Raw genomic sequence first — 24,527 nt, forward strand, 5'->3', positions numbered from 1 at the left:
ACTTCATAATAATAGCATTTCTAAAATACTAAATATTAAAGCAGAATCTGAAATATCCTTAGATTTATTTAATTTATAAGGATTTTTCTATGGTTTATTTTTTCTTTTGTTTTAAAAAATAGACTTAAAAGTACTTTATGTCCATTTTTCAAAAAATTTATATAATTATAGTTATATAAATAGCTAAGTAAAATGGAATGTTGTATAATAAAACTATTGTAACTAGATGATAATTTAGGAGATTATTATGGGAAAAGATTTATTTAATCCTCACCTGCGTAAGTTTTCGATTCGGAAACTAAACGTCGGTGTTTGTTCTGTGCTCTTGTCAACCCTGCTTCTTTTGGGAGCAGCGGCACAAGTTAGTGCTGACGAAGCTAGTGATTCTGGTGTCCAAAACGAAGTTTCGCAAACAGGAATAGCCGAATCATCAGTGAATTCTGCTGAAACTGTTGCTTCTGAACATATACAAGCAAAAGAAAGTTCAGCACTTGCTTTTGCTGCTGAGACCCCTCAATCAGATGATAATCCTAGTCCAAGAAGCTCAGAGCCTGAGAAAGTTGAAGGATCTACTGAATCTACAGCAACTAAATCAGTTGAGAATACTCAACCAATCACTGTTCACCCAGAAATATCTAACGCGGCTGTCGTGGCTGAAAAGTCAGAAGCAATAGCAGATGTATCTCAGCCTAATCGCTCTCGTCGTGTGAGACGGGATGCGGCAACTACTGGACAGCAGAACAGCATAACAACAGGAGTTCCGATAGGTACTGGACCAGCTGGGGCAGATGATGCTACCTCTACGCCACGAGTACCTAAACCAAGCTTGGAGGAATCTGTCAAGAAAGATAGTACCCAATTAGCCAAACAGATTAGTTGGCTTGATTTTTCAGATAGTGCAAGTTGGAAAAACTTGGATCCACGTGGCGGTCTTAAGGTAGGGACCACCTTCACCAAGGAAATTTCACCTGGTTACAAAGTGACCTTAACGGTCAAAGAGCTCAAGCCTTTTAACTCAACTGAAATCTATAAAAAGCGGGTTGCAGGTACTGCAACAGAGGGGACCTATAACCCCAACGCTGAGAATGGTTTCTTAAAATCTGCGGCAAAATATGGTCAAACGCCTCCTTCAGTGACGGGGGCCATTCAAAACCAATGGACCGCTATACGTGACCAAGGCTTTAATACGAATGGTCGTAAAACGCAGCTTGTCTATCCTGAGAACTCTACCAACTGGGGGGTAAAATTCGATATTGAGGCTACCTATCTTGGTAAGCGTGTAGCCCCTACGGTGGTTATGGCCGATGGTGAAGATGCCAACCCAGGTGAATTCGCGATGTTTACTACCAACGGGACGGGTTGGGAATACCTAGGTGAGTGGAAGAAGAATAGCAAGGCCAAAGAAGCCTATACGGTGATCACCAAAAAAATGTTGGATGATGAGGACGTTAAGTTAAGGGGTCTTTTAATCTTAAAAGATAAGAGCGTAGACTGGTATAAATATCTCAGTCCAGATACTGTGACAGGAGGTCTGGGTACTCAGGTCTTCGGACCAAACCGTTCTAACGAACGGACGGTTCCTGTCGTGATGACGCGTGGGGCCTCTGAAGTAGGATTCTATGTAGCTTCATCTGGGCAACAAGCCATGATGATGGGCTTCCTCGTAGTAGATGGGAGTGATGGGCCTGAGAGTTATGGCGAAGCCTTCCATACCATTTCGGGACGTGACTCGGTGACCGACGCCCCTATTAATCAACCTTATTTAGGGACTACGCCAGCTGATATTGATGTTGAGTCAGCAAATGACTGGGTTCTGGATGATAAAAAGGAACACAAGGACGAGGGGGCCAGCCAATTACTAGCGGACAATCAATTAAGCGCTTCTAATGATTTGCTAGATTTAGACAAAGCAAAAAATGGAACTTATACGATTAAAATCAAAGCTAACCCAAATGGTAATGCTAAATCTTATGTCAAGGCCTGGATAGACTTCAATAATGATGGAGTCTTTAATGAAAGCGAAGATAGCAACCTACAAGAGATTACATCTGCCGGCGACCACACCTTAACTTTTCAGGCTATTCCTGGGCTGGCTGGCGGTCAAGTGGACAAATTGGGTATGCGTTTTCGTATTGCCACAAATGCAGGCGATATTGAGCAACCAACCGGTATTGCCTTTAGCGGTGAAGTAGAAGATATGCTCTTGCACCGCATTTATCCTCCAAAGGGGGAGAAGCAGACTACAGACGGCTTTACAGGCGAGACTCAAACTGCGATTCTTCACTTCACACCTAAAGGAACGGATCGCTCAGACGACAGTATCAATGCAGTTATGAGCACCCAAGCGCCTCAGGTTTTGGATAAGCAAGGCCAAGTTCTGACAGCCGTTGATGGCAACTATATTCGTCCAGAAGGGACCTATCGCTTGACCGTCAATGGCAATGATGTTCAAGTAACCTTCACACCAAATGCGGCCTTTTCTGGAACTGCTGATGGAATTAATATTCGTTGGACTGACAGCAATGGCACCTCGACTGGTTGGACTTCGACGGATGCTTCTGACCCTAATAAAAATGATCAGTTGAATAACATGGACGGCCGTTATGTGCCAACAGTCCGTAAGATTCCAAACTACGAATCAAGTGGTCTTCAGGGACTGGAACAAAATAAAACGCTAGTCTTTAATGATGATGATGCGAATACGACCCCTGTCATGCCAGAAGCTACTCGTCCGGCTAGCTTTGTGGATGCGAATGGACGACTGGTAACAGAAAATACGGTGCCTGCCATGGCCAATGGCCAGCAAGTGGGAACCTATGAATTGGATCCAAATACCGGCCAAGTGACCTTCAAGCCTATCAAGACTTTTTATGGCACGCCAGACCCAGTGGTAGTTCAAGTCAGTGATACCGACGGTAAAGCACACCGAGCACGTTATCAACCTAAGGGAACCCAAGTAACGCCAAGAAGTACCAATGCTGAATCAACTGGTCTTCAAGGTCAAGCACAAAGTGGTAAGCCAACTTTCACTGCAGGTGACCAACAAATCCCAATTGACATGAGCAAAGCCATGACTTTTGAAAATGGGACGGACACCTTGGAAGTGGCGAATGAAGGAACTTATACTATCAATTCAGATGATACCATTACCTTCAAGCCGCTTAAGCAATTCACTGGCAAGGCGACACCAGTTACGGTTAAACGCGTCGATGCCAACGGCACAGAAGTGACTGCTGCCTATACACCTAACGTGACCAAGGTCACACCAACCAGCACACCTGCTACTTCATCAGGTCCTCAAGGGTTGCCACAAACAGGAACGCCGGTCTTCAAGGAAGGCGACCCAGCGGTCCCAATTGACTATAATAAGCAAATGACTTTTGACAATGATCAATCTAAGAAGATTGTTGCGGGCGTGGGAGAATACACCATCAATTCAGATGGATCTATTACCTTTACTCCAGATAAGAAATATGTGGGTACCCCAGCCGCGGTGACGGTCAAACGAGTTGACGGAAATGGCACCGAAGTAACAGCAACCTACACACCAACTGTTACAAAGGTAACTCCGACTGGTACTGGTGATAAGACAGAAGGATTGCAAGGTCAGGTTCAAGAAGGCCGTGTTACCTTCACACCAGGTCATGATTCTGTGCCGTTTCCAGCTGAAACAACTCCACTCTTCGATAACGGTTTGACTGTTAAAGAGGTCTCAACCGTTGGAAAATTTGAAGTCGATGCGAGTGGTAAGGTTACTTTCACGCCAGACAAGCAGTTTAAGGGAACTACTCCTGAGCTAACATTGATTCGAGCAGATGTGAATGGTACACCAGTAACAGTCAAGTACCAAGCGGTAGTGAAAGAAGTGGTTCCAAGAGGAACCGACGCGACTAGCACAGGTCTTCAAGGTCTACCACAATCAGGTACACCTACTTTCACCCCAGGTGACAAGTCTGTACCTATTGATATGGCCCAACCCATGATCTTTGAAGATAATCAAACAACCAAGAAAGTAGACAAGGTCGGTACTTATGTCATTGAGTCAGATGGCTCGATTACTTTCACTCCAGAAAAGCAATATGTGGGCACACCAACACCAGTTACAGTTAAACGTGTAGATACGAATGGCACTGAAGTTACTGCTACTTACACGCCAACAGTAACACGGGTCACACCAACTAGTACCAATGCTGAGTCAACAGGCTTGCAAGGACAACCACAAAGCGGCAAGCCGATCTTTACCCCAGGTGACCAAGCAGTCCCAATCGATATGACCAAGCCCATGACTTTTGAAAATGGGACTGACACGTTAGTAGTAGCTGCTCAAGGAACTTATACCATCAATTCAGATGGTTCCATTACCTTTAAGCCGGAGAAGAAATTTACTGGTAAGGCAACACCAGTCACGGTCAAACGTGTAGATGCGAATGGAACCGAAGTGACAGCTAAATATACTCCTACTGTTGAAGAAGTTATTCCAAACGCAACTGGCGATCAGACTGAAGGTCCACAAGGATTGGTTCAGAATGGTAAGATTACTTTTGAAGCCGGAAGACCAGAAGTTGGTTTTTCAGCAGATAATCCCCCAGTTTTTGACACTGGTACTAATGTGAAAGAAATTGAAAATGTTGGCAAGTTTGAAGTGGATATTGATGGTAATATTACCTTTACACCGGTTAAGACATTTGTAGGTAAAACACCTGAAATTGAAGTCAGTCGTGCAGATGTCAACGGTACCCTTGCTAAGGCAAAATATCAAGCAACAGTAACGGCTGTAAAGCCAACTGGTGTTGGAAACAAGACAGAAGGCCTGCAAGGTCAAGTTCAAGAAGGTAAAGTGACCTTCACACCTGGCCATGACTCAGTTCCATTCCCTGCTGGTTCGACTCCGCTGTTTGATAATAATTCAACAGTGAAGGAAGTACCAAATGTTGGTAAATTCGAAGTGGATACGGACGGCAAGGTGACTTTCACTCCAGACAAGCAGTTTAAAGGTGAGACACCAGAACTCGAATTGACTCGCATCGATGCCAACGGCACCCCTGTTACAGTCAAATACCAAGCAGTGGTGAAAGAAGTGGTTCCAAGAGGCACCGATGCGACTAGCACAGGTCCTCAGGGTGTTCCGCAAACAGGTAGCCCAAGCTTCCAAGGTGGTGATCCACTTGTTCCGATTGATATGGATTCTCCAATGACATTTGAAGATGGTCAACCTAAGAAGACGGTTCAAGGAGTAGGGGAATATACCATCAACTCTGATGGTACTATCACCTTTACCCCAGACAAACAGTATGTGGGGACCCCAGCTTCAGTTACTGTTAAACGTGTAGATAAAAACGGAACGGAAGTGACTGCCACCTATACGCCAACGGTAATACGGGTAACGCCTACCAGCACCAATGCTGAATCAACCGGCCTTCAAGGTCAACCGCAAAGTGGCAAGCCAACTTTCAGTCCAGGCGACCAAGCAGTTCCAATCGATATGACCAAACCAATGACCTTTGAAAATGGGACTGATACTTTGGTAGTGGCTAATCAAGGAACTTATACCATTAATTCAGATGGTTCCATTACCTTCACTCCAGATAAGCAATTCACTGGCAAGGCGACACCTGTTAGGGTTAAACGAGTCGATGCTAACGGCACAGAAATAACTGCTACTTATACCCCAGAAGTTACCAAGGTGACACCAACAAGCACCAATACGATTAGCACAGGTCCTCAAGGGGTCCCTCAAACTGGCACACCGATCTTTGCGGGTGGTGATCCACTAGTTCCAATTGATGACTCAGTAGAGCCAACTTTCGAAGATGGAAGTAAGGAGAAAAAGATTCCAGGTCAAGGAACCTACACCATTACTCCAGATGGATCAGTAACCTTCACCCCAGACAAGCAGCTTGTGGGTAAACCAGATCCAATTACTGTAAAACGTGTGGACAAGAATGGCACTCCAGTGACGGCTACCTACAGCCCAGAATTTACGAAAGTAACTCCAACTGGTACTGGCACTAAGACAGAAGGCCTGCAAGGCCAAGTTCAAGAAGGAAAAGTAAGCTTCACCCCAGGCCATAACTCTGTTCCATTCCCAGCTGACTCGACTCCGCTGTTCGATAATGGTTCAGCAGTTAAAGAAGTAGCAAATGTTGGTAAGTTTGAAGTGGATGCGGACGGCAAGGTTACTTTCACTCCAGACAAACAATTCAAGGGTGAAACACCAGAGCTTGAATTGACACGCACTGATGTCAATGGTACCCCTATTATAGTCAAATATCAAGCGGTAGTGAAAGAAGCGACTCCTACTAGCACCAATGCGACTAGCACTGGTCCTCAGGGGGTTCCACAAACAGGTACTCCAACTTTCCAAGGTGGTGATCCACTTGTTCCAATTGATGAAACCGTTGCACCAAGCTTCGAAGATGGAAGCAAGGAAAAAGTAATTCCAGGTCAGGGAACTTACACCATCAATCCAGATGGCGCAGTGACCTTCACCCCAGAGAAGCAGTTTGTAGGCAAACCAGATCCGATCACTGTAAAACGTGTCGATAAGAATGGTACACCAGTGACAGCGACCTACAGTCCAGAGTTCACCAAGGTTACTCCGACAGGTATCGGCACTAAGACAGAAGGTCTGCAAGGTCAAGTCCAGAAAGGCCAAGTCACATTCACGCCAGGCCATGACTCAGTCCCATTCCCGTCAGATTCTACCCCATTATTCGATAATGGTTCCGCAGTTAAAGAAGTATCAAATGTCGGTAAGTTCGAAGTGGATGCCAATGGCAAGGTAACCTTTACACCAGACAAACAGTTCAAGGGTGAAACACCAGAACTCGAATTGACTCGTGTGGATGCCAATGGCACTCCAGTAACCGTCAAGTACCAAGCGGTAGTGAAAGAAGTGATTCCTATAGGTGCCAATGCGACGAGTACCGGTGCTCAGGGTCTTCCACAAACAGGCACTCCAACCTTCACAGGTGGTAATCCACTTGTTCCAATTGATGAAACAGTAGAGCCTACCTTTGAAGATGGAAGTAAAGAGAAGACCATTCCAGGTCAAGGAGCATATACCATCACTCCGGATGGCGCAGTGACTTTCACACCTGAAAAACAATATGTTGGTACACCAGAACCAGTGACAGTGAAACGTGTCGATAAAAACGGCACACCAGTAACGGCAACTTACAGCCCAGAGTTTACTAAGGTAACGCCAACTAGCACTAACGAAACTAGCACTGGTCCTCAGGGTATCCCGCAAACCGGTACCCCAACTTTCCAAGGTGGTGATCCGCTAGTTCCGATTGATGAAGCAGTCGAGCCAAGCTTCGAAGATGGAAGCAAGGAAAAAGTGATTCCAGGTCAAGGAACATACACCATCGATCCAGATGGAACAGTGACCTTCACTCCAGACAAGCAATTTTTAGGCAAACCAGATCCAATTACTGTGAAACGTGTTGATAAGAATAGCACCCCTGTGACTGCTTCTTACAGTCCAGAGTTTACCAAGGTAACTCCGACTGGTAAAGATGCTACATCTACAAATATCAAGGGCCATGTTCAAACCGGCAAACCTGTATTTGAAGCAGGTGATCCATTGGTTCCAATTGATGAGTCAGTTGAGCCAACCTTTGAAGGTGGGAAAAAGGAAAAAACTATTCCAGGTCAGGGAACCTATACTATCGCACCTGATGGCACAGTCACCTTTACTCCAGAAGCTGATTTCCTTGGTCAGGGAACCGGTGTGACCCTTGTACGTCGTGATAAGAATGGTACCTCGGTGACGGCTCGCTATGTTCCGACCGTGGTTGCACCATCAACCAGTCAGGACAGTGTGTCCAGCGGTCGCNCTTCACCCCAGGCCATAACTCTGTTCCATTCCCAGCTGACTCGACTCCGCTGTTCGATAATGGTTCAGCAGTTAAAGAAGTAGCAAATGTTGGTAAGTTTGAAGTGGATGCGGACGGCAAGGTTACTTTCACTCCAGACAAACAATTCAAGGGTGAAACACCAGAGCTTGAATTGACACGCACTGATGTCAATGGTACCCCTATTATAGTCAAATATCAAGCGGTAGTGAAAGAAGCGACTCCTACTAGCACCAATGCGACTAGCACTGGTCCTCAGGGGGTTCCACAAACAGGTACTCCAACTTTCCAAGGTGGTGATCCACTTGTTCCAATTGATGAAACCGTTGCACCAAGCTTCGAAGATGGAAGCAAGGAAAAAGTAATTCCAGGTCAGGGAACTTACACCATCAATCCAGATGGCGCAGTGACCTTCACCCCAGAGAAGCAGTTTGTAGGCAAACCAGATCCGATCACTGTAAAACGTGTCGATAAGAATGGTACACCAGTGACAGCGACCTACAGTCCAGAGTTCACCAAGGTTACTCCGACAGGTATCGGCACTAAGACAGAAGGTCTGCAAGGTCAAGTCCAGAAAGGCCAAGTCACATTCACGCCAGGCCATGACTCAGTCCCATTCCCGTCAGATTCTACCCCATTATTCGATAATGGTTCCGCAGTTAAAGAAGTATCAAATGTCGGTAAGTTCGAAGTGGATGCCAATGGCAAGGTAACCTTTACACCAGACAAACAGTTCAAGGGTGAAACACCAGAACTCGAATTGACTCGTGTGGATGCCAATGGCACTCCAGTAACCGTCAAGTACCAAGCGGTAGTGAAAGAAGTGATTCCTATAGGTGCCAATGCGACGAGTACCGGTGCTCAGGGTCTTCCACAAACAGGCACTCCAACCTTCACAGGTGGTAATCCACTTGTTCCAATTGATGAAACAGTAGAGCCTACCTTTGAAGATGGAAGTAAAGAGAAGACCATTCCAGGTCAAGGAGCATATACCATCACTCCGGATGGCGCAGTGACTTTCACACCTGAAAAACAATATGTTGGTACACCAGAACCAGTGACAGTGAAACGTGTCGATAAAAACGGCACACCAGTAACGGCAACTTACAGCCCAGAGTTTACTAAGGTAACGCCAACTAGCAGTAACGAAACTAGCACAGGTCCTCAGGGTATCCCGCAAACCGGTACCCCAACTTTCCAAGGTGGTGATCCGCTAGTTCCGATTGATGAAGCAGTCGAACCAAGCTTCGAAGATGGAAGCAAGGAAAAAGTGATTCCAGGTCAAGGAACATACACCATCGATCCAGATGGAACAGTGACCTTCACTCCAGACAAGCAATTTTTAGGCAAACCAGATCCAATTACTGTGAAACGTGTTGATAAGAATAGCACCCCTGTGACTGCTTCTTACAGTCCAGAGTTTACCAAGGTAACTCCGACTGGTAAAGATGCTACATCTACAAATATCAAGGGCCATGTTCAAACCGGCAAACCTGTATTTGAAGCAGGTGATCCATTGGTTCCAATTGATGAGTCAGTTGAGCCAACCTTTGAAGGTGGGAAAAAGGAAAAAACTATTCCAGGTCAGGGAACCTATACTATCGCACCTGATGGCACAGTCACCTTTACTCCAGAAGCTGATTTCCTTGGTCAGGGAACCGGTGTGACCCTTGTACGTCGTGATAAGAATGGTACCTCGGTGACGGCTCGCTATGTTCCGACCGTGGTTGCACCATCAACCAGTCAGGACAGTGTGTCCAGCGGTCGCAAAGGCCAAGCTCAAACCGGTACGCCAACCTTTGAAGGGGCGATTGACCAAGCGGTAGCACCTACCTTTGCAGATGGCAGCACCGAAATGGTTGTCCCAGGTGAGGGAACTTATCGTTTCAATATGCTGGGAGCAGTGACCTTTGTGCCGGAAGCTGACTTTGTCGGAACTGCTCGCGGAGTCATCGTGAAACGTCTCGATATTTATGGCAATGCCGTGACGGCTACCTATACCCCAACTGTTTTGGGAAGTACTGAAACAGAAAATACCGGCAGCACAGGTCTTAAAGGCCAGCCGCAGACTGGTAAACCAATCTTTGAAGGCGATGTGGACTCAACCGTTCCGCCAACATTCGAGGATGGCAGTACCGAAAAGGTTGTTCCGGGTCAAGGTACTTACACGATTGCGCCAGATGGCACCGTGACCTTTGTACCGGAAACGGGCTTTGTCGGTCAAGCTGATGGTGTAACAGTGATTCGCAAAGACCGCAATGGTCAGACGATTTCAGCGGTTTACGTTCCGACTGTGACAGAAGATCCTGTTCAGCCAGAGCGGACGATTACGCCTGCACCTCCATCACTTTCTAAGAGCGAGGGTGCAAAATCCCTTCCTAAGACAGGTACAGAAGAAACCTCCTACTTGGCAGCAAGCTTACTTGCGGGAGTATCAGGTTTGGGGCTGATGGGCTTAGAGAAGAGAAAGAAAAAGTCTGAAGACTAAAATAGGCTTGAAGAAATTTCGCCAATGAACTAGAAGAATTTCAGGAGAGCGCAAAAACAGGTAGAACATAAGTTCTACCTGTTTTGTTATCAAAAAATTCTTGAAAGTGATGGAGATAATAGAATGCTTCAGCTGGCTAATGACTGTCCTGCTCCTAAGTCAGTTTGATAGTTAAAGAGGGTAACTTTATATCTTCATGCTTTTAATTTTCTCTTCATCCGGTGTGACGCGCAGGGTTTTCTGGCCCGTATAGGTGACAAATCCTGGCTTTCCACCGGTTGGTTTGTTGAGCTTTCTAGTCTCAATCATATCTACTTGGACCAGATTAGAGAGTCTGGCCTTGGAGAAGTAGGCCGCTAGCTCGGCAGCGTCAGTCTTAACTTCATCGCTGGGCTGAAGATTGCCTGTGATGACCACATGACTACCTGGAATATCCTTGGCGTGAAACCAAAGCTCGTCCTTTTTAGCTATCTTAAAAGTCAGCTCGTCATTTTGTAGATTGTTGCGGCCAACTAGGATAATGGTTTGGCCATCTGTTGCCAGATATTTCTCCGGTTTCTGCCTTTTCTGGATTTTCTCTCTCTGGCGTCGGCGGATAAAGCCAGTCTGGATTAGTTCCTCCCGAATTTCTGCAATTTCAGTCAGGCTGGCCTGAGCAAGGGCAGTTTCCACGCTCTCTAGGTAGAGAATCGTAGCCCGAGTCTCCTCAATCAAGCTGGTCAGATGTTTGACGGCTTCCTTGAGCTTCTGGTAACGTTTGAAATAGCGCTGGGCATTTTGGTTGGGGGTTAGGGCCTTATCAAGTGAGATGATAATCTTCTCACCTGTGTAGTAATTGTCTAGCTCTACCTGATCCTGATCGTTGGGCACTTGATGGAGAAAGGTGGTCAAGAGTTCCCCTTTTTGGCGGAATTCTTCTGCATTCTCCGTTGCTAGGAGCTCTTCCTCTTGCTTGCCCAGCTTTTTCCAGTTCTTTTCCAACTCATTTTCTACTCGGCGAATGAGTTCGCTGGCCTGCTGGTTGACCCGATCGCGCTCTGCTTTGTCCTTATAGAAAGTGTCCAAAAGCTCGGATAAGGTGGAGATTTGGGTCTTGCTGTCGGAAAATAGCAGAGCAGAGAAAGATTTTTCGGTCAGGCTTGGCTGAGTTGGACTGGCAAAGAAGGCTCGGAAAGTTTTGAGCTTGTCAGTTGTCAGACGGCCACTGAGTTCAGTAGCCGTATCCCTGCCCAATCCCTGAAAAATTTGCTGCAGGCGTTTGGGCTCTAAGTTCTCAGTATGTAGGATTTCAAAGAGCTTTTCATCGACCACAGTGAAAGGATTGAGACTGCTTGTCTGAGGCGGTGCGACATAAGTTGAGCCTGGCAGGATGGTTCGATAGCTATTTTGTGAAAATCCGACGTGTTTGATGGCTTCAATAATTTTCCCGCTAGCCTTATCCAAGAGAATGATATTGCTGTGCTTTCCCATGATTTCGATGACCAAAGTCACAGCTACACTATCGCCGATTTCGTTCTTATTGGAGACACTGATTTCTAAAATCCGGTCATTCTCCACTTGCTGGATTGCTTCAATGACAGCGCCCTGCAGGTATTTGCGCATAACCATGATAAAGGTATTGGGAACAGCTGGATTTTCAAACGTGGTATCTGTCAGCTGGACGCGCCCAAAGACAGAGTGGGCTGATAGGAGCAGCTTGTGGCTTTGGCGGTTGCTGCGAATCTGTAAAACCAGCTCCTGTTCAAAGGGCTGATTAATCTTCTGAATACGGCCGCCCACTAATTCGCGGCGGAGCTCCTCTGTCATGTGGTGTAAAAAAAATCCGTCGAAAGACATGTTTTTCTCCTTGAAAGTTGCTACAGAAAATTATAACAAAAAACCAAGCTAAAAGCTTCTAAAGTCTCGCCAAAAAGCAATTTAATTTTTGCCTATAACTGCCTCGATAAATCAAATCCGAACATTTTATAAAAATTTTCAAAAAGGTCTTGACATCTTTTCAGGAAAAACTTAAAATATAGGAAATTAGAAAAGTAGTAGATGCATTTGTTTTTAGCGAGCTTGTGGTTGGTGGAAATAAGCAGCAAATCTTTACGAAATTGGGCTAATTGATAAAATGAATTTGAAACAATAAGAATTCGGTAGGCACACCTTACAGTGCAGCTTGTTTGATGACAAGATAGAGACATGGGAAATATTTGCTATTTTCCATAATTGAGGTGGCACCGCGATTTACGCCCTCACACAGAGTACCTGTGTGAGGTTTTTTGTTGCTTATTATAAAAAAACAAGGAGAATTGCCTATGTTTAAACGATGGCGTCCCTAGGGATTAAACAGAAAAAATATAAAACATAGAAATGGAGAAAGAACATGAAAAACAAACGATTAATCACTATCTTAGGCCTTCTGGCCGTTTTGGCAATCGGTGGGATTGTCTATTCCAGCTTGAGCGGAAAGACCAATCTCTCTAAGACTGGCGACGACAGTCAAACAGTCAAGGTCGGCGTGCTGCAGTATGTCAGCCACCCTTCGCTGGATTTGATTTACAAGGGGATCCAGGATGGTCTGGCTGAAGAAGGCTATAAAGGCGACAAGATTAAGATTGACTTTATGAATGCTGAGGGAGATCAGAGTAAGGTCTCTACTATGAGCAAGCAGCTGGTGTCCAATGAAAACGATGTGCTGATTGGGATTGCGACTCCATCTGCCCAAGGACTGGCTGCAGCTACTAAGGACAAGCCTATTGTCATGGGAGCTATCACAGATCCAGTCGGAGCAAACCTAGTGAAAAATCTGGACAAGCCAGGTGGCAATATCACTGGTGTCTCTGACCGCAATCCAGCTAAGCAACAGCTAGAGCTGATTAAAAAATTGACTCCAGATGTCAAAACTATTGGTGTGCTCTACTCTAGCAGTGAAGACAACTCTAAAACTCAGGTGGAAGAGTTCAAAAAATTGGCTGAAGAGGCAGGCTACAAGGTAGAGGAATACTCTGTTCCTTCGACCAATGAAATTGCTTCAACCATGAATGTCATGACTGGCAAGGTTGATGCTATCTGGATTCCAATTGATAATACCATTGCGTCAGCTTTTGCGACAGTTATATCCAGCAATAAAGAAGCCAAGAAACCGATTTATCCAAGTGCGACGGCCATGGTAGAAGAAGGAGGTCTTGCCTCTGTCGTTGTAGACCAGTATGACCTAGGTGTTGCGACTGGTAAAATGGCAGCTAAAGTCCTTAAAGGTGCTAAACCTGCTGATACTGCAGTAGATATTTTTGATACAGGTAAATCTGTTATCAATACCAAAAATGCCAAAGAACTTGGCATTACTGTACCAGAAGATGTTCTGAAAGAAGCAGGACAAGTGATTAAATAGAAAGAAAAGGAGTCTGTTGATTGACAGACTTCTTTTTCTCGATAGTCTCTTCTTGTAAAACCTTTCCCGCAGTTGTATAATAGAATTGGCTCAAGTGAATGAGAAGAGCAAATGAAGTGCAGTTTGCTCCAGTAGATTTTACGAAAAGATAGAAGCGGAAAGGGAGTTAGTCAAGAAAGAATGGAAGAAGATATTCAAAAAAACCGCTATATGGGATCGGTCAAGGTTGGTCCCAAGGGGCAGATTGTCATTCCCAAAGAAGTGAGAGATATGTTTGGAATTCAACCTGGGGATGCTCTGGTCCTCTTTGCAGATGCCCAGCAAGGCATTGCCATCCAGCGTTACGAGCTCTATGAAGATCTATTTAATCAGACCTTCAATGGAGACAAAAATTCAAAAAGTGATTTATAAAATCGGAATCTGCTCAAGCAGATTTTTTCTTTTGCTTTTATTTGCTACTACTAATGAATGGGTGTATAATAAGTATAAGAAGTTATACAACTTATACCAAACTCTTTCGAGATTGAGTGAAAATAGCTTAGTTTTTAGCTAAATGAGTAAGTTGTGACTAGCTTTAGATGTCAAAGTCATATCTTTAAATTACATTTCGTTTTTTAGTTCCTCATATCTGATGAAAGGAGATGTCCTTATGTATGCAGTTGAGATGCAGGATTTGACCAAGCAATACGGCTCAAAAACGGTTGTTGATGGTTTGAATCTAAAAATTGAAGAGGGTGAATTTTTTGCCATGCTGGGCTCTAATGGTGCGGGGAAGACAACAACGATTAAGATGCTGTCCTGTCTAGTTGAGCCGACAGCAGGAGATGCCCTAATGCTAGGCTATAGCATTCGCAAGGAGGAAGCTGCTGTCAAGGAAATGATTAATGTTTCGCCTCAGGAAACAGCTGTTGCTCCCAAGCTGACAGTCAGGGAAAATCTGGAGATGATTGCTCGTTTATATGGATTTTCTAAGGAAGAAGCGGCGCAAAAGACAGAGCATCTGATGGAGACATTTGACCTGACGGATAGGCAGCATGATCGGGCCAAGTCCCTGTCAGGTGGCTGGCAGCGCAAGCTCAGTATTGCAATGGCTCTAATCAGTCAGCCCAAGATTTTGTTTCTGGACGAACCGACCTTGGGGCTGGATGTACGGGCTAGAAGGGAGTTATGGAAGAATATTGAGCAGCTAAAGGGAAAAGTTACAGTGATTCTGACCACCCATTATCTAGAAGAAGCCGAGGCTTTGGCCGACCGACTCTGCATTATGGATAAGGGAGTGGTGCAGATCTTGGGGACAGCGGAGGAAATTATCCAAGCTTCCGGCAAGAAGGATTTTGAAGAGGCCTTTTTGTCCTATACGGAAGGAGGGGAATTAGCATGAGAGCCTTCATTTTTGCAAAGCGCAATTTCAAAGAAATCATGCGTGATTATGTCAGCAGTCTGATGGGAATTGGTTTTCCGGTCTTTCTGATTATCGCCCTGTCCCTTATGAAACAGAGCCTCAAAGGGATGCCAGCCATCTTTTCCATTGAAAATTTTGCCCCTAGTATGATGGTGTTTGGTGCTTCTTGGCTAACTATTTTTGTTGGCAGTTTAATGGCCACGGATCGCAATAGCTCTTTTCTCATGCGTCTCCTATCTACACCGCTTAGAAGTGTGGATTATATCTTAGGCTATTCGATTCCAGTCCTATCTCTGGCACTCTTGCAGGGTATAGCTAGTTTTGCGACTGCCATGATTTTTGGTTTATCCTTAAATCTGGGAACTTTTTACGCTCTCTTGGTTTTGATTCCAGTAGCTCTGCTCTTTATTTCGTTAGGCTTGCTTTTAGGCTCAGCCTTCTCTAGCAGTAATGCAGTCAGTGGTTTTGGGACTATTCTTGTCAACGCCACAGTTTTTCTCAGTGGAGCAGTGCTTCCGATTGAGATGATAGGAGGTGGTTTTGAAGCATTCTGCAATGCCTTGCCATTTGCCCATGCAGCAAAGGCTGTTCAGTTAGCATTGGCTCAAGATTTGAGTTCACTTTTGCCTCATCTGTTTTGGGTTTTGCTTTATGCTTTTCTATTCTTTATCCCTTCTGTCTGGATTTTCAAAAGGAGGATGAAAGGGTAGAGGTTTAGTTCAATGTAGAAATCAGCTGGATTAGCTTGCGAAATGTTTAGAAATCTGTTAGAATGAAGTATAACTGAATAGCAATCCGCAAGACCAGTAACCTAGGGGAAGTTTAACAGGGAGGGGAGCCAGCGACTGAAAGCTCTCTAGATGAAAGCTAGGCGAATTCACTTGCTCTAGGATTGATAAATAAGGTCTGGCTTGCCAGATAAAAAACGGATGGTACCGCGTGTCAACGCTCCGCTTATGGAGATTGGCGCGCTTTTTATTTTGGAGGGAAAATGACGAAAACGATTGAAGAACAACTAAAAAGCCTGCGCGAAGAGACTCTAGCTTCTCTCAAGCAGCTCAAGGCTGAGAATCAAAAGGAACTACAGGACTTGCGTGTAGCTGTCTTGGGTAAAAAAGGTTCACTGACTGAAGTCTTGAAAGGGATGAAGGATATCTCAGCTGAAATGCGGCCGATTATCGGGAAGCATGTCAATGAAGCGCGTGATATTCTGACAGCAGCCTTTGAAAAGACTGCACAAGATATGGAAGAGCAATTAGTCGCTCTGAAACTGGCTGAGGAGTCCTTGGATGTGACCCTGCCAGGCCGTCAAATTCCGGTAGGGAACCGTCATATTCTTAGTCAGACTAGTGAGGAAATCGAAGATATTTTCATCGGGATGGGCTATCAGGTCGTGGACGGCTTTGAAGTGGAAAAGGACTATTACAACTTTGAGCGGATGAATCTGCCTAAGGACCACCCAGCACGAGATATGCAGGACACTTTCTACATTACAGAGGAAATCCTGCTCAGAACCCACACCAGTCCGGTACAAGCGCGGGCTATGGATGCTCATGACTTTTCTAAAGGACCACTCAAGATGATCTCACCAGGGCGTGTCTTCCGTCGGGATACCGATGATGCGACTCACTCCCACCAGTTCCATCAGATTGAAGGCTTGGTGGTTGGAGAAAATATTTCCATGGCAAACTTGCAAGGAACGCTGCAGCTGATTGTCCAGAAGATGTTTGGCCAAGATCGCAGTATCCGTCTGCGTCCATCTTACTTCCCATTCACTGAACCGTCTGTTGAAGTGGATGTTTCCTGCTTTAAGTGTGGCGGAGCCGGCTGTAATGTCTGCAAGAAGACTGGCTGGATTGAGATTATGGGAGCTGGTATGGTGCATCCGCGCGTGTTGGAAATGAGCGGTATTGATGCAGAGAAGTACTCTGGATTTGCCTTTGGTCTCGGCCAAGAGCGGGTAGCTATGCTCCGCTACGGTATCAACGATATTCGTGGATTCTACCAAGGAGATATTCGTTTTTCTCAGCAGTTTAAGTAGAAACCTGTATTCACAGATGCAGCTTTTCTGAGAAAGGAGTGCAGTATGCTAGTCAGAGTCAAAAAAGAAGAAGCGCCCCTCCTGCGGGAGTTGGAGGTCGCGACCTATCAAGAAACCTTTGGTCCTTTTATCAAGGAAGCTGATATGGCTCATTATTTTGACAATGAGCTGTCGCTTGCAACTATCGAAAAGGAGCTGGCGGATCCTGAGTCAGAGACTTATTTTGTTGTCAAAGACGGTGAAATTGCTGGTTTTCTCAAGTTTAACTGGGGACAGGCTCAAACGGAGCACGAATTGCCACAGGCCTTTGAGGTTCAGCGAATTTATGTGTTGAAAGCCTATCATGGTCAAGGTTTGGGCAAGGAAATGTTTGAATTTGCCTTAGAAGAAGCCGAGAAACGAGGCTTTGACTGGGTCTGGCTAGGCGTCTGGGAAAAGAATTTTAGAGCTCAAGATTTTTACTTCAAATACGGCTTTGAAAAATTTAGCCAGCACGACTATATCACTGGTGAGACAGTGGACACAGACTGGCTGCTGCGCAAGAAATTGAAATAAAAAAGAAAATTTAAAGAGAGGAAATGATACGACCTAAAAGCTTTAAATTTAGATGATTTGTCTGAAATCGGGCTTTCAGACAAAACCCTAAAATTTGGTCGGTCAAGTTCCTCAGCGATAGAATAGAGAAAGGAATTGAACCCGGGCTAAAAACTCGGAAAAAAGATAGATTTGCGATCATTCGTCGAATGCTTAGCCAATCTCCTATTTTTCAGTCGTTTTTGACGCCCTTGGTATCTTAAAAATGCTAGTAAGTTATAAGTGGTTAAAAGAGTTAGTAGACATTGATGTGGCGAGCGCTGAGCTGGCTGAGAAAATGTCAACGACAGGAATTGAAGTGGAAGGTGTGACATCACCAGCTGCTGGCCTGTCAAAAATTGTTGTTGGTGAGGTGGTATCGTGTGAGGATGTTCCTGATACCCACCTGCATGTCTGTAAAGTCAATGTTGGAGAAGAGGAGAACCGTCAGATTGTCTGTGGTGCTCCAAATGTTCGCGCAGGCATCAAGGTCATGGTGGCTCTGCCGGGTGCTCGCATTGCCGAAAATTATAAGATTAAAAAAGGGAAAATCCGGGGCTTGGAGTCACTGGGTATGATCTGCTCTCTGGGTGAGCTGGGCATTTCTGATTCTGTCGTGCCAAAGGAATTTGCGGATGGCATTCAAATCCTGCCTGAAGAAGCAGTGTCAGGTGAGGAAGTCTTCTCTTATCTTGACTTGGACGATGAGATTATCGAGCTTTCCATCACACCAAACCGGGCAGATGCTCTGTCTATGCGCGGGGTGGCTCATGAAGTGGCTGCAATCTATGACAAGTCAGTACATTTCAAAGATTTTCCGCTGGTGGAAAATGAAAAGCAGGCAACTGACAGTCTTTCAGTTGCCCTTGAGACGGAGAAAGCCCCTTATTACGCGGCTCGTATCTTGGAAAATGTCACCATTGCCCCAAGTCCTCAGTGGATGCAAAATCTCCTCATGAACGAAGGTATCCGTCCGATTAACAATGTAGTGGACGTGACCAACTACATCCTGCTCTACTTTGGTCAGCCTATGCACGCCTTTGATCTGGATACGTTTGAGGGCGACCAGATTGTCGTGCGGGAAGCGCGTGCTGGTGAAAAACTGGTGACGCTGGACGGCGAAGAGCGGGATCTAGAAGTCAGCGATTTAGTTATCACTGTGGCAGATAAGCCAGTGGCTTTGGCTGGTGTCATGGGTGGAGCAGCGACCGAAATCTCTGGCCAGTCCACTCGTGTCGTCTTGGAAGCAGCTGTCTTTGATGGAAAATCAATCCGCAAGACCAGCGGTCGCCTCAACCTGCGCTCGGAATCATCTTCCCGCTTTGAAAAAGGCATCAATGTGGCAACGGTTAATGAGGCCATGGATGCGGCAGCTAGCATGATTTCGGACTTGGCAGGAGCGACAGTTCAGGCTGGTATCGTATCCGCTGGTAGCTTAGACACTAGTGATGTAGAAGTGGTGTCCAGTCTCACGGATGTCAATCGAGTTCTGGGAACAGACTTGCTCTATACAGATATCGTTGATGTCTTCCGTAGACTTGGCTTTGGCTTGTCAGGAAATGCTGAACAGTTCACTGTCAGTGTACCTCGCCGTCGCTGGGATATTGCAATCGAAGCGGATCTCTATGAAGAAATTGCTCGTATTTATGGCTACGACAAATTGCCAGCTAGCCTACCCAAAGATGACGGGACTGCTGGTGAATTGACTGCAACGCAGAAACTGCGCCGTCAAGTGCGGACTTTAGCAGAGGGAGCTGGACTGACAGAAATCATCACCTATGCTTTGACGACGCCAGAAAAGGCGGTTGAGTTCACTCTCAATCCTAGCAACTTGACTGAGCTCATGTGGCCTATGACAGTGGAGCGCTCTGTTCTTCGTCAGAACATGGTTTCTGGTATTTTGGACTCCCTAGCCTACAATGTGGCTCGTAAAAATAAGAACCTAGCTCTCTATGAGATTGGAAAAGTCTTTGAGCAGACCGGCAATCCTAAGGAAGAACTGCCAAATGAAATCAATAGCTTTGCCTTTGCTTTGACAGGTCTGGTTAATGAAAAAGACTTCCAGACCAAGCCAGTAGCAGTTGATTTCTTCTATGCTAAGGGTGTAGTGGAAGCACTCTTTGCTAAGTTGGGCTTGACAGCTGAATACGCGGCTAGCAGCCAGATTAAGAGTTTGCATCCTGGTCGGACTGCTTTAATCTCTATCAATGGCCAGCCTGTCGGCTTTGTCGGTCAAGTCCATCCTGCGACAGCCAAGGCTTACGATATTCCTGAAACTTATGTGGCTGAACTCAACTTGTCTGCTATTGAAGAGCAGCTTCAGCCAGCCCAGCCATTTACAGAAATCACTAAATTCCCAGCTGTCAGCCGTGATGTGGCCCTCTTGCTCAAAGCAGAAATCACTCACCAAGAGGTTCTTGATGCAATCCAAGCAGCTGGTATCAAGCGCTTGACCGATATTAAGCTCTTTGATATCTTCTCTGGTGACAAGCTAGGTGTCGGCCTCAAATCCATGGCCTACAGCCTGACTTTCCAAAATCCAGAAGCCAGCCTGACTGACGAAGAAGTGGCTAAATACATGGAAAAAATCGAAAAATCTCTGACCGACAAACTTGGGGCAGAGGTGCGCTAATGAATTATTCCCCAGTCATGTGATTGGGGATTTTGATTAATACTCTTCGAAATCCAATTCAAATCATAGTTGATTTGCTTTCTATCTCGGCAAACTTATTACTGGGATGCGAGCAATGATGTAGACGAAACGAGAAGAATTCGAAATTGAAAATCAGTAGGAAAAGTAATCATGAATAATCTAAACCAAATCTCCCAATGTCAGACTCTTTGGGCTAGAAATAAATATCTGGTTCTCAGTCATTCAAGTAAGATCTATCTGGAAATCCGCCAATATCTAAAAAGTGACTCGGTGGAAGCAGCACATGTTCAAGAATTGATTGACCAGGCGGTAGCCTTGCCTGAAAATCGCGGTCAGGTCTGCAATGCCTTTCAGCATGTTTGGGGCTATTTTAAGAAAAAAGCCAGTACAACTGAAAAAGAAGATTTTATGCTACTTTTGCTTCGTTACCAATCCGGTCAGGCTGAGCAAAAAGACTTGGTAAGAGCTGTAAGGGACCTGCTAGTCAAGTATCCTAATCCTTATCTGCAGAATTCCACTTTGTTATTTGGGGATGAGGCATGAAGCTCTGAAATCAAGGAGAAAGAATAAGCTTGTTTGTCTAGTAGCTTTGAGGGGTGTAGATGATAAGAATAATTTGTTAGGCTTATTAACAATATTATTTTGACTAGTTTCGATAAAGGCTTCACCTCGAGCAAAACGTGTCTTTAAGGTATGATTGGAGAAAAAATGTTTTTTACTTATCAGGGAAATAAATTATATTATAAAGTGATTGGCCAAGGAAAACCAGTCTTGGCAATTCATGGTTTGGGCTGTTCATCTGAATTGATGGAAGGATGTTTGGAACCTATTTTTGAGAAACATGCTGGCTATAAAAGAATTTATTTAGATTTGCCTGGCATGGGTAGGTCTGATGCCAATCCTGCTTTTGCAAGTGCGGATGCGATTTTAGAGATGCTCCTGAACTTTATAGAAACTGTAATCGGAGGACACAGCTTTCTCTTAGCTGGAGAGTCTTATGGTGGTTATCTTGCTCGAGGAATTTTGGCTAAGAAAAATTCGCAGATTGATGGTTTGCTGCTTATTTGTCCAGTAGTTGTACCCAATCCGCAAGAAAGAATTCTTCCAAAAGACAGCCTGCTAATTAGAGAGGTAGGTTTTGATATAGCAGGCAAAAGCGAAGATTTCGTTGATTTAGCGATTTTACAGACTAAAGAAACTTATCAACGGTTTGAAAAAGAAATCCTAGCAGGGGTTCAGATGATGAATGCTCCCTTTGTCCAAAAGCTGCAAGAAAACTATTCTTTTTCGTTTGAAGTGGATCAAGAGATACAGGAAAAGGGCTACGATAAGCCCAGCCTTTTTATAGCAGGGAAGCAGGACCAAGTCGTAGGCTTCCAGCAGTTAGCGCAACTGTCTCACTATTATCCAAGGGCAACTCATGCTGTAATGGATCTTGCTGGCCACAATGCACAGATAGATCAAGAGGCTCTCTTTACGGCCTTGGTTGAAAATTGGCTCAAGCGAATTGAACTTTCCTGATACTCCAAGATTTAATATATTGAACAGATGCAGATGAAACTGGAGTTCATCTAAGAGATCTAATACAGTCCCAAATTGATTTTAAAAGCATAGAAAAAAGCGGTTATTCCGCTTTTTTGCTTATTATCCCCAGAATTTTTGGGCGATTTCTTGGCCTTGTTTGATTTTTGCCCATTGTTGCTCAATGGTGAGTTCGTTTCCAGAGTCGCAAGAGGCAAAGCCGCATTGGTGGGAGAGCAGGAGACGCTCTTTCGGTAGAACGCTTGCTGCTTTCTCAAGCAGGTCTAGGACGCGTTTTTCGTCATCCAAGCCTGTGGTTTTACTGGAGAGCAGTCCTAAAACGACTTCCGCATTCTTGTCCTTCAAAGCTGCTAGGGCTGATACATCACCAGCTACATCGCTGTCCCACTCTAGGAAGTAGCGATTATAGTGTTGGTTGCGCAGGAATTTTTCCGCGATAGCTTCGTAGGTACCCTCGGCAGCAGAGCGGCTTTCGTAGTTACCACGGCAGTTGTGGGTCCAGACAGTCAGTCCTAGCTCATGAGCGTAGTCTACGACTTCGTTATTAATAGCGACAAACTCGTCTGCTAGGTCAGCCAGACTAGCATTCCCTTCCGCAAAGAAGCTGGCAGGATTGGACTCGTCAAAGAGTTCCCAGAGGCAATCGTCAAACTGGATAATATGTCCGCCAGCAGCCTTATAGTCGTCCAAAAATTCCTTGTAGGCCTGAATCAAGCCTTTTTTCAAAGCTTCATTGGTCTCATAAACTTGTCCTGGTCCCGCCAAGCGGTCAAAGACGGCTAACTCAGTATAAGCATGGGCAGGTCCCCAGACAGTCAGCTTGGTATCTTGGCCAGCAGCTTCATCCTTGACTAGCTTATAAATCTCGATAAAGTGGTGATTTTTACCAGAGAGTGGTTCTGTGATTCGGATACCAATATCTTTCCGAGTCTCGTATTGCCCGCCGTCGTGGTCCTTGAAGGTATAGCCGTGGTCAGCAATGTAGCGCTCAATTCCCTTAAGGCCCCAGACAAAGTCCAGATGCCACATAGACTTGGAGTATTCTCCATCCGTCAGGATGTCAATACCCTTAGCCTTTTGCTCAGCGATAATCTCCTTGATGTCAGCTGTCTCCGTCTCATGGTAGCCTGGGAAGCTGTCGTAGAAGGGATATTGAATATCATCGCGGTGCTCAATTTCTGTCTTATATTGGCGGAGATTTTCTGGGCGCAGAAGTGATCCAACCAGTTGAAATTTTGATTTTGTCATAAGATTTCTCACTTTCATTAGGGATTATGGTCTATTGTATCGAAAATTCCTCGGCAAATAAAATAGTTAATTCTGCTGGTAGGGTATATCCGAAAACTATTGCTAGCGCTTCCTAAAATTTGTCTTTCAAGATCAAAGTATCTTCTCCATCACAGTTTCCTGAGCCTGAAGCGCTAATCGCTCATAGAAACGCAGGGCTCCGACATTATCGTTCCAAACATTGAGAGTCAGATTATAGCAGCCGATTTTCCGAGCATAGTCTTCCGCAAAGCGGTAAAGCTGCTCGCCAACCTTTTGCCCTCTGGCTTTCTCATGTACACATAAATCCTCGATAAAAAGTGTCTTGATGGGATTGAGTACAGGACTGACAGGTTCCTTGATGGAGCAAAAGAGGTGACCGAGGATTTCTCCAGATTCACTTTCAAAGACGAAAATAGGGGTGGACTCTTGTCCCAGAATCTTCTCTAATTCTTCATTGCTAAACTTGCTTCCTTTGGCCTTGAAAATGTCCGGACGAGCTTGATGGTGGACAAGCAGGACTTGCTGAAGGAGTCCTTGTAATGCAGGAATATCGCTGACTTGGGCTTTTCTGATTGGCATAATTTTCTCCTTTTATCTTTTATAGAATCATTATACGACAGGGAACTATTTTGTCAAGTTAGCTCGGGAAACCTATCAGGACAATTGGCGTCTGAATAGCAAAGTTCAGTCAGAGTGAGTCATTTCCTTTAGATGTATTTTCCTTATAATAAAAACTGCTTTTTCTTGACAAATGAAACAGACAAGTGTAGAATATAAGTATAAACTACAAATGTAGAAAAAGGAGAAAGCGATATGACTATTACAAAAAAAGCCTTTATCGGAATTCTATCTCTGACAGCGGCAGTTCTACTGGCTGCCTGCTCAGGCAATACCAACCAAGGAGGGAATACTAGTTCATCACAGAATACACAAGGCCAAACATCACAATCTGCGCAAAATCAGACTTCGCAGTCATCAGCCGCATCTTCCTCTAATCAGCCTTCTTCATCATCAAATGCAGGGCAGGCTACTAATCTAGACGGGCGCTACCAAGCAACCGACCATGATGGTGACCAGCATGTCCTAGAAATCAATGGTACGACTGGTACCTGGACTGAGACCGAGGTCGATGGCAGTAAGGAAATCAAGCAGGTACAAGTAGATGCTGCTAATCAAAGACTGATTGTTGGTGATGATGTCAAAAGTTACCGCCAAAATGGCAATCAGCTGATTGTGGACGAATTGGATGATGATCCAGACACTCTGACCTTTACCAAGCAGTAAAGCGCTTTTCATTCTGCTCAGGACAACAGGATGAGCAGTG

The 24,527-nt window shown here is 45.1% G+C and carries 14 protein-coding genes, 1 pseudogene and 1 other annotated feature; of the genes and pseudogenes, 12 read left to right on the forward strand and 3 right to left on the reverse strand.

The window, feature by feature from the left end; translation table 11 throughout:
- Nucleotides 1-247 precede the first annotated feature (247 nt).
- Together SSV_RS04080 and SSV_RS12405 are read left to right on the forward strand one after the other, a co-directional pair.
- Nucleotides 248-7,924 carry a CshA/CshB family fibrillar adhesin-related protein gene (locus SSV_RS04080; protein ID WP_304362493.1) on the forward strand — a complete coding sequence of 2,559 codons (7,677 nt, stop codon included), beginning with the start codon at nucleotides 248-250 and terminating at the stop codon, nucleotides 7,922-7,924.
- Nucleotides 7,873-10,347, forward strand: a pseudogene (locus tag SSV_RS12405) (LPXTG cell wall anchor domain-containing protein); the annotation flags it as partial. The gene SSV_RS04080 and the pseudogene SSV_RS12405, both read left to right, overlap by 52 nt.
- A gap of 186 nt (nucleotides 10,348-10,533) precedes the next feature.
- On the opposite strand, the gene fbpA reads toward SSV_RS12405, so the two are convergent.
- The gene (fbpA, locus tag SSV_RS04085; RefSeq protein ID WP_072073787.1) at nucleotides 10,534-12,183 is read right to left on the reverse strand and encodes an Rqc2 family fibronectin-binding protein FbpA; all 1,650 of its coding nucleotides are present in this window, start codon (nucleotides 12,181-12,183) and stop codon (nucleotides 10,534-10,536) included.
- Nucleotides 12,184-12,354: 171 nt separating this feature from the next.
- Nucleotides 12,355-12,589 (forward strand) — a binding site (T-box leader).
- 126 nt (nucleotides 12,590-12,715) lie between these two features.
- Here fbpA and trpX point away from each other — a divergent pair.
- The 9 genes from trpX (at nucleotide 12,716) to SSV_RS04130 (ending at nucleotide 21,913) form a co-directional block, all read left to right on the forward strand.
- Nucleotides 12,716-13,723 (forward strand): tryptophan ABC transporter substrate-binding protein, encoded by a 1,008-nt coding sequence (trpX, locus tag SSV_RS04090; RefSeq protein WP_072073788.1) that lies wholly within the window; start codon nucleotides 12,716-12,718, stop codon nucleotides 13,721-13,723.
- Nucleotides 13,724-13,903: 180 nt separating this feature from the next.
- Entirely contained in the window at nucleotides 13,904-14,134 is a 231-nt protein-coding gene (locus SSV_RS04095) for an AbrB/MazE/SpoVT family DNA-binding domain-containing protein (RefSeq protein ID WP_023916089.1), read from the forward strand.
- 220 nt (nucleotides 14,135-14,354) lie between these two features.
- A complete protein-coding gene (locus SSV_RS04100; RefSeq protein WP_176693550.1) occupies nucleotides 14,355-15,104 on the forward strand; it encodes an ABC transporter ATP-binding protein in 750 nt (249 codons plus the stop codon).
- Nucleotides 15,101-15,835: an ABC transporter permease gene (locus SSV_RS04105; RefSeq protein WP_176693551.1), complete on the forward strand. Its 735-nt coding sequence runs from the start codon at nucleotides 15,101-15,103 to the stop codon at nucleotides 15,833-15,835. Before SSV_RS04100 ends, SSV_RS04105 begins: the two co-directional genes overlap by 4 nt.
- Nucleotides 15,836-16,116: 281 nt before the next feature.
- Nucleotides 16,117-17,166 (forward strand): phenylalanine--tRNA ligase subunit alpha, encoded by a 1,050-nt coding sequence (gene pheS / locus SSV_RS04110; protein ID WP_072073791.1) that lies wholly within the window; start codon nucleotides 16,117-16,119, stop codon nucleotides 17,164-17,166.
- A gap of 45 nt (nucleotides 17,167-17,211) precedes the next feature.
- Nucleotides 17,212-17,721 (forward strand): GNAT family N-acetyltransferase, encoded by a 510-nt coding sequence (locus SSV_RS04115; protein ID WP_072073792.1) that lies wholly within the window; start codon nucleotides 17,212-17,214, stop codon nucleotides 17,719-17,721.
- Between the two features lie 244 nt (nucleotides 17,722-17,965).
- A complete protein-coding gene (gene pheT, locus SSV_RS04120; RefSeq protein WP_072073793.1) occupies nucleotides 17,966-20,371 on the forward strand; it encodes a phenylalanine--tRNA ligase subunit beta in 2,406 nt (801 codons plus the stop codon).
- Between the two features lie 171 nt (nucleotides 20,372-20,542).
- On the forward strand, nucleotides 20,543-20,935 hold the full coding sequence (locus tag SSV_RS04125; RefSeq protein WP_072073794.1) for a YbgA family protein: 393 nt from the start codon (nucleotides 20,543-20,545) through the stop codon (nucleotides 20,933-20,935).
- A gap of 150 nt (nucleotides 20,936-21,085) precedes the next feature.
- A complete protein-coding gene (locus SSV_RS04130) occupies nucleotides 21,086-21,913 on the forward strand; it encodes an alpha/beta fold hydrolase (RefSeq protein ID WP_072073795.1) in 828 nt (275 codons plus the stop codon).
- Nucleotides 21,914-22,036: 123 nt separating this feature from the next.
- Here SSV_RS04130 and SSV_RS04135 read toward each other — a convergent pair whose 3' ends face one another.
- Nucleotides 22,037-23,182 (reverse strand): cobalamin-independent methionine synthase II family protein, encoded by a 1,146-nt coding sequence (locus SSV_RS04135; protein WP_176693552.1) that lies wholly within the window; start codon nucleotides 23,180-23,182, stop codon nucleotides 22,037-22,039.
- 132 nt (nucleotides 23,183-23,314) lie between these two features.
- Entirely contained in the window at nucleotides 23,315-23,782 is a 468-nt protein-coding gene (locus SSV_RS04140; protein WP_072073797.1) for a GNAT family N-acetyltransferase, read from the reverse strand.
- A gap of 234 nt (nucleotides 23,783-24,016) precedes the next feature.
- Here SSV_RS04140 and SSV_RS04145 point away from each other — a divergent pair, with 234 nt between their 5' ends.
- Entirely contained in the window at nucleotides 24,017-24,487 is a 471-nt protein-coding gene (locus tag SSV_RS04145; RefSeq protein WP_002917416.1) for an SP_0198 family lipoprotein, read from the forward strand.
- Nucleotides 24,488-24,527 lie beyond the last annotated feature (40 nt).

This window comes from Streptococcus sanguinis (assembly GCF_001078705.1).
Lineage (GTDB): Bacteria > Bacillota > Bacilli > Lactobacillales > Streptococcaceae > Streptococcus > Streptococcus sanguinis_D.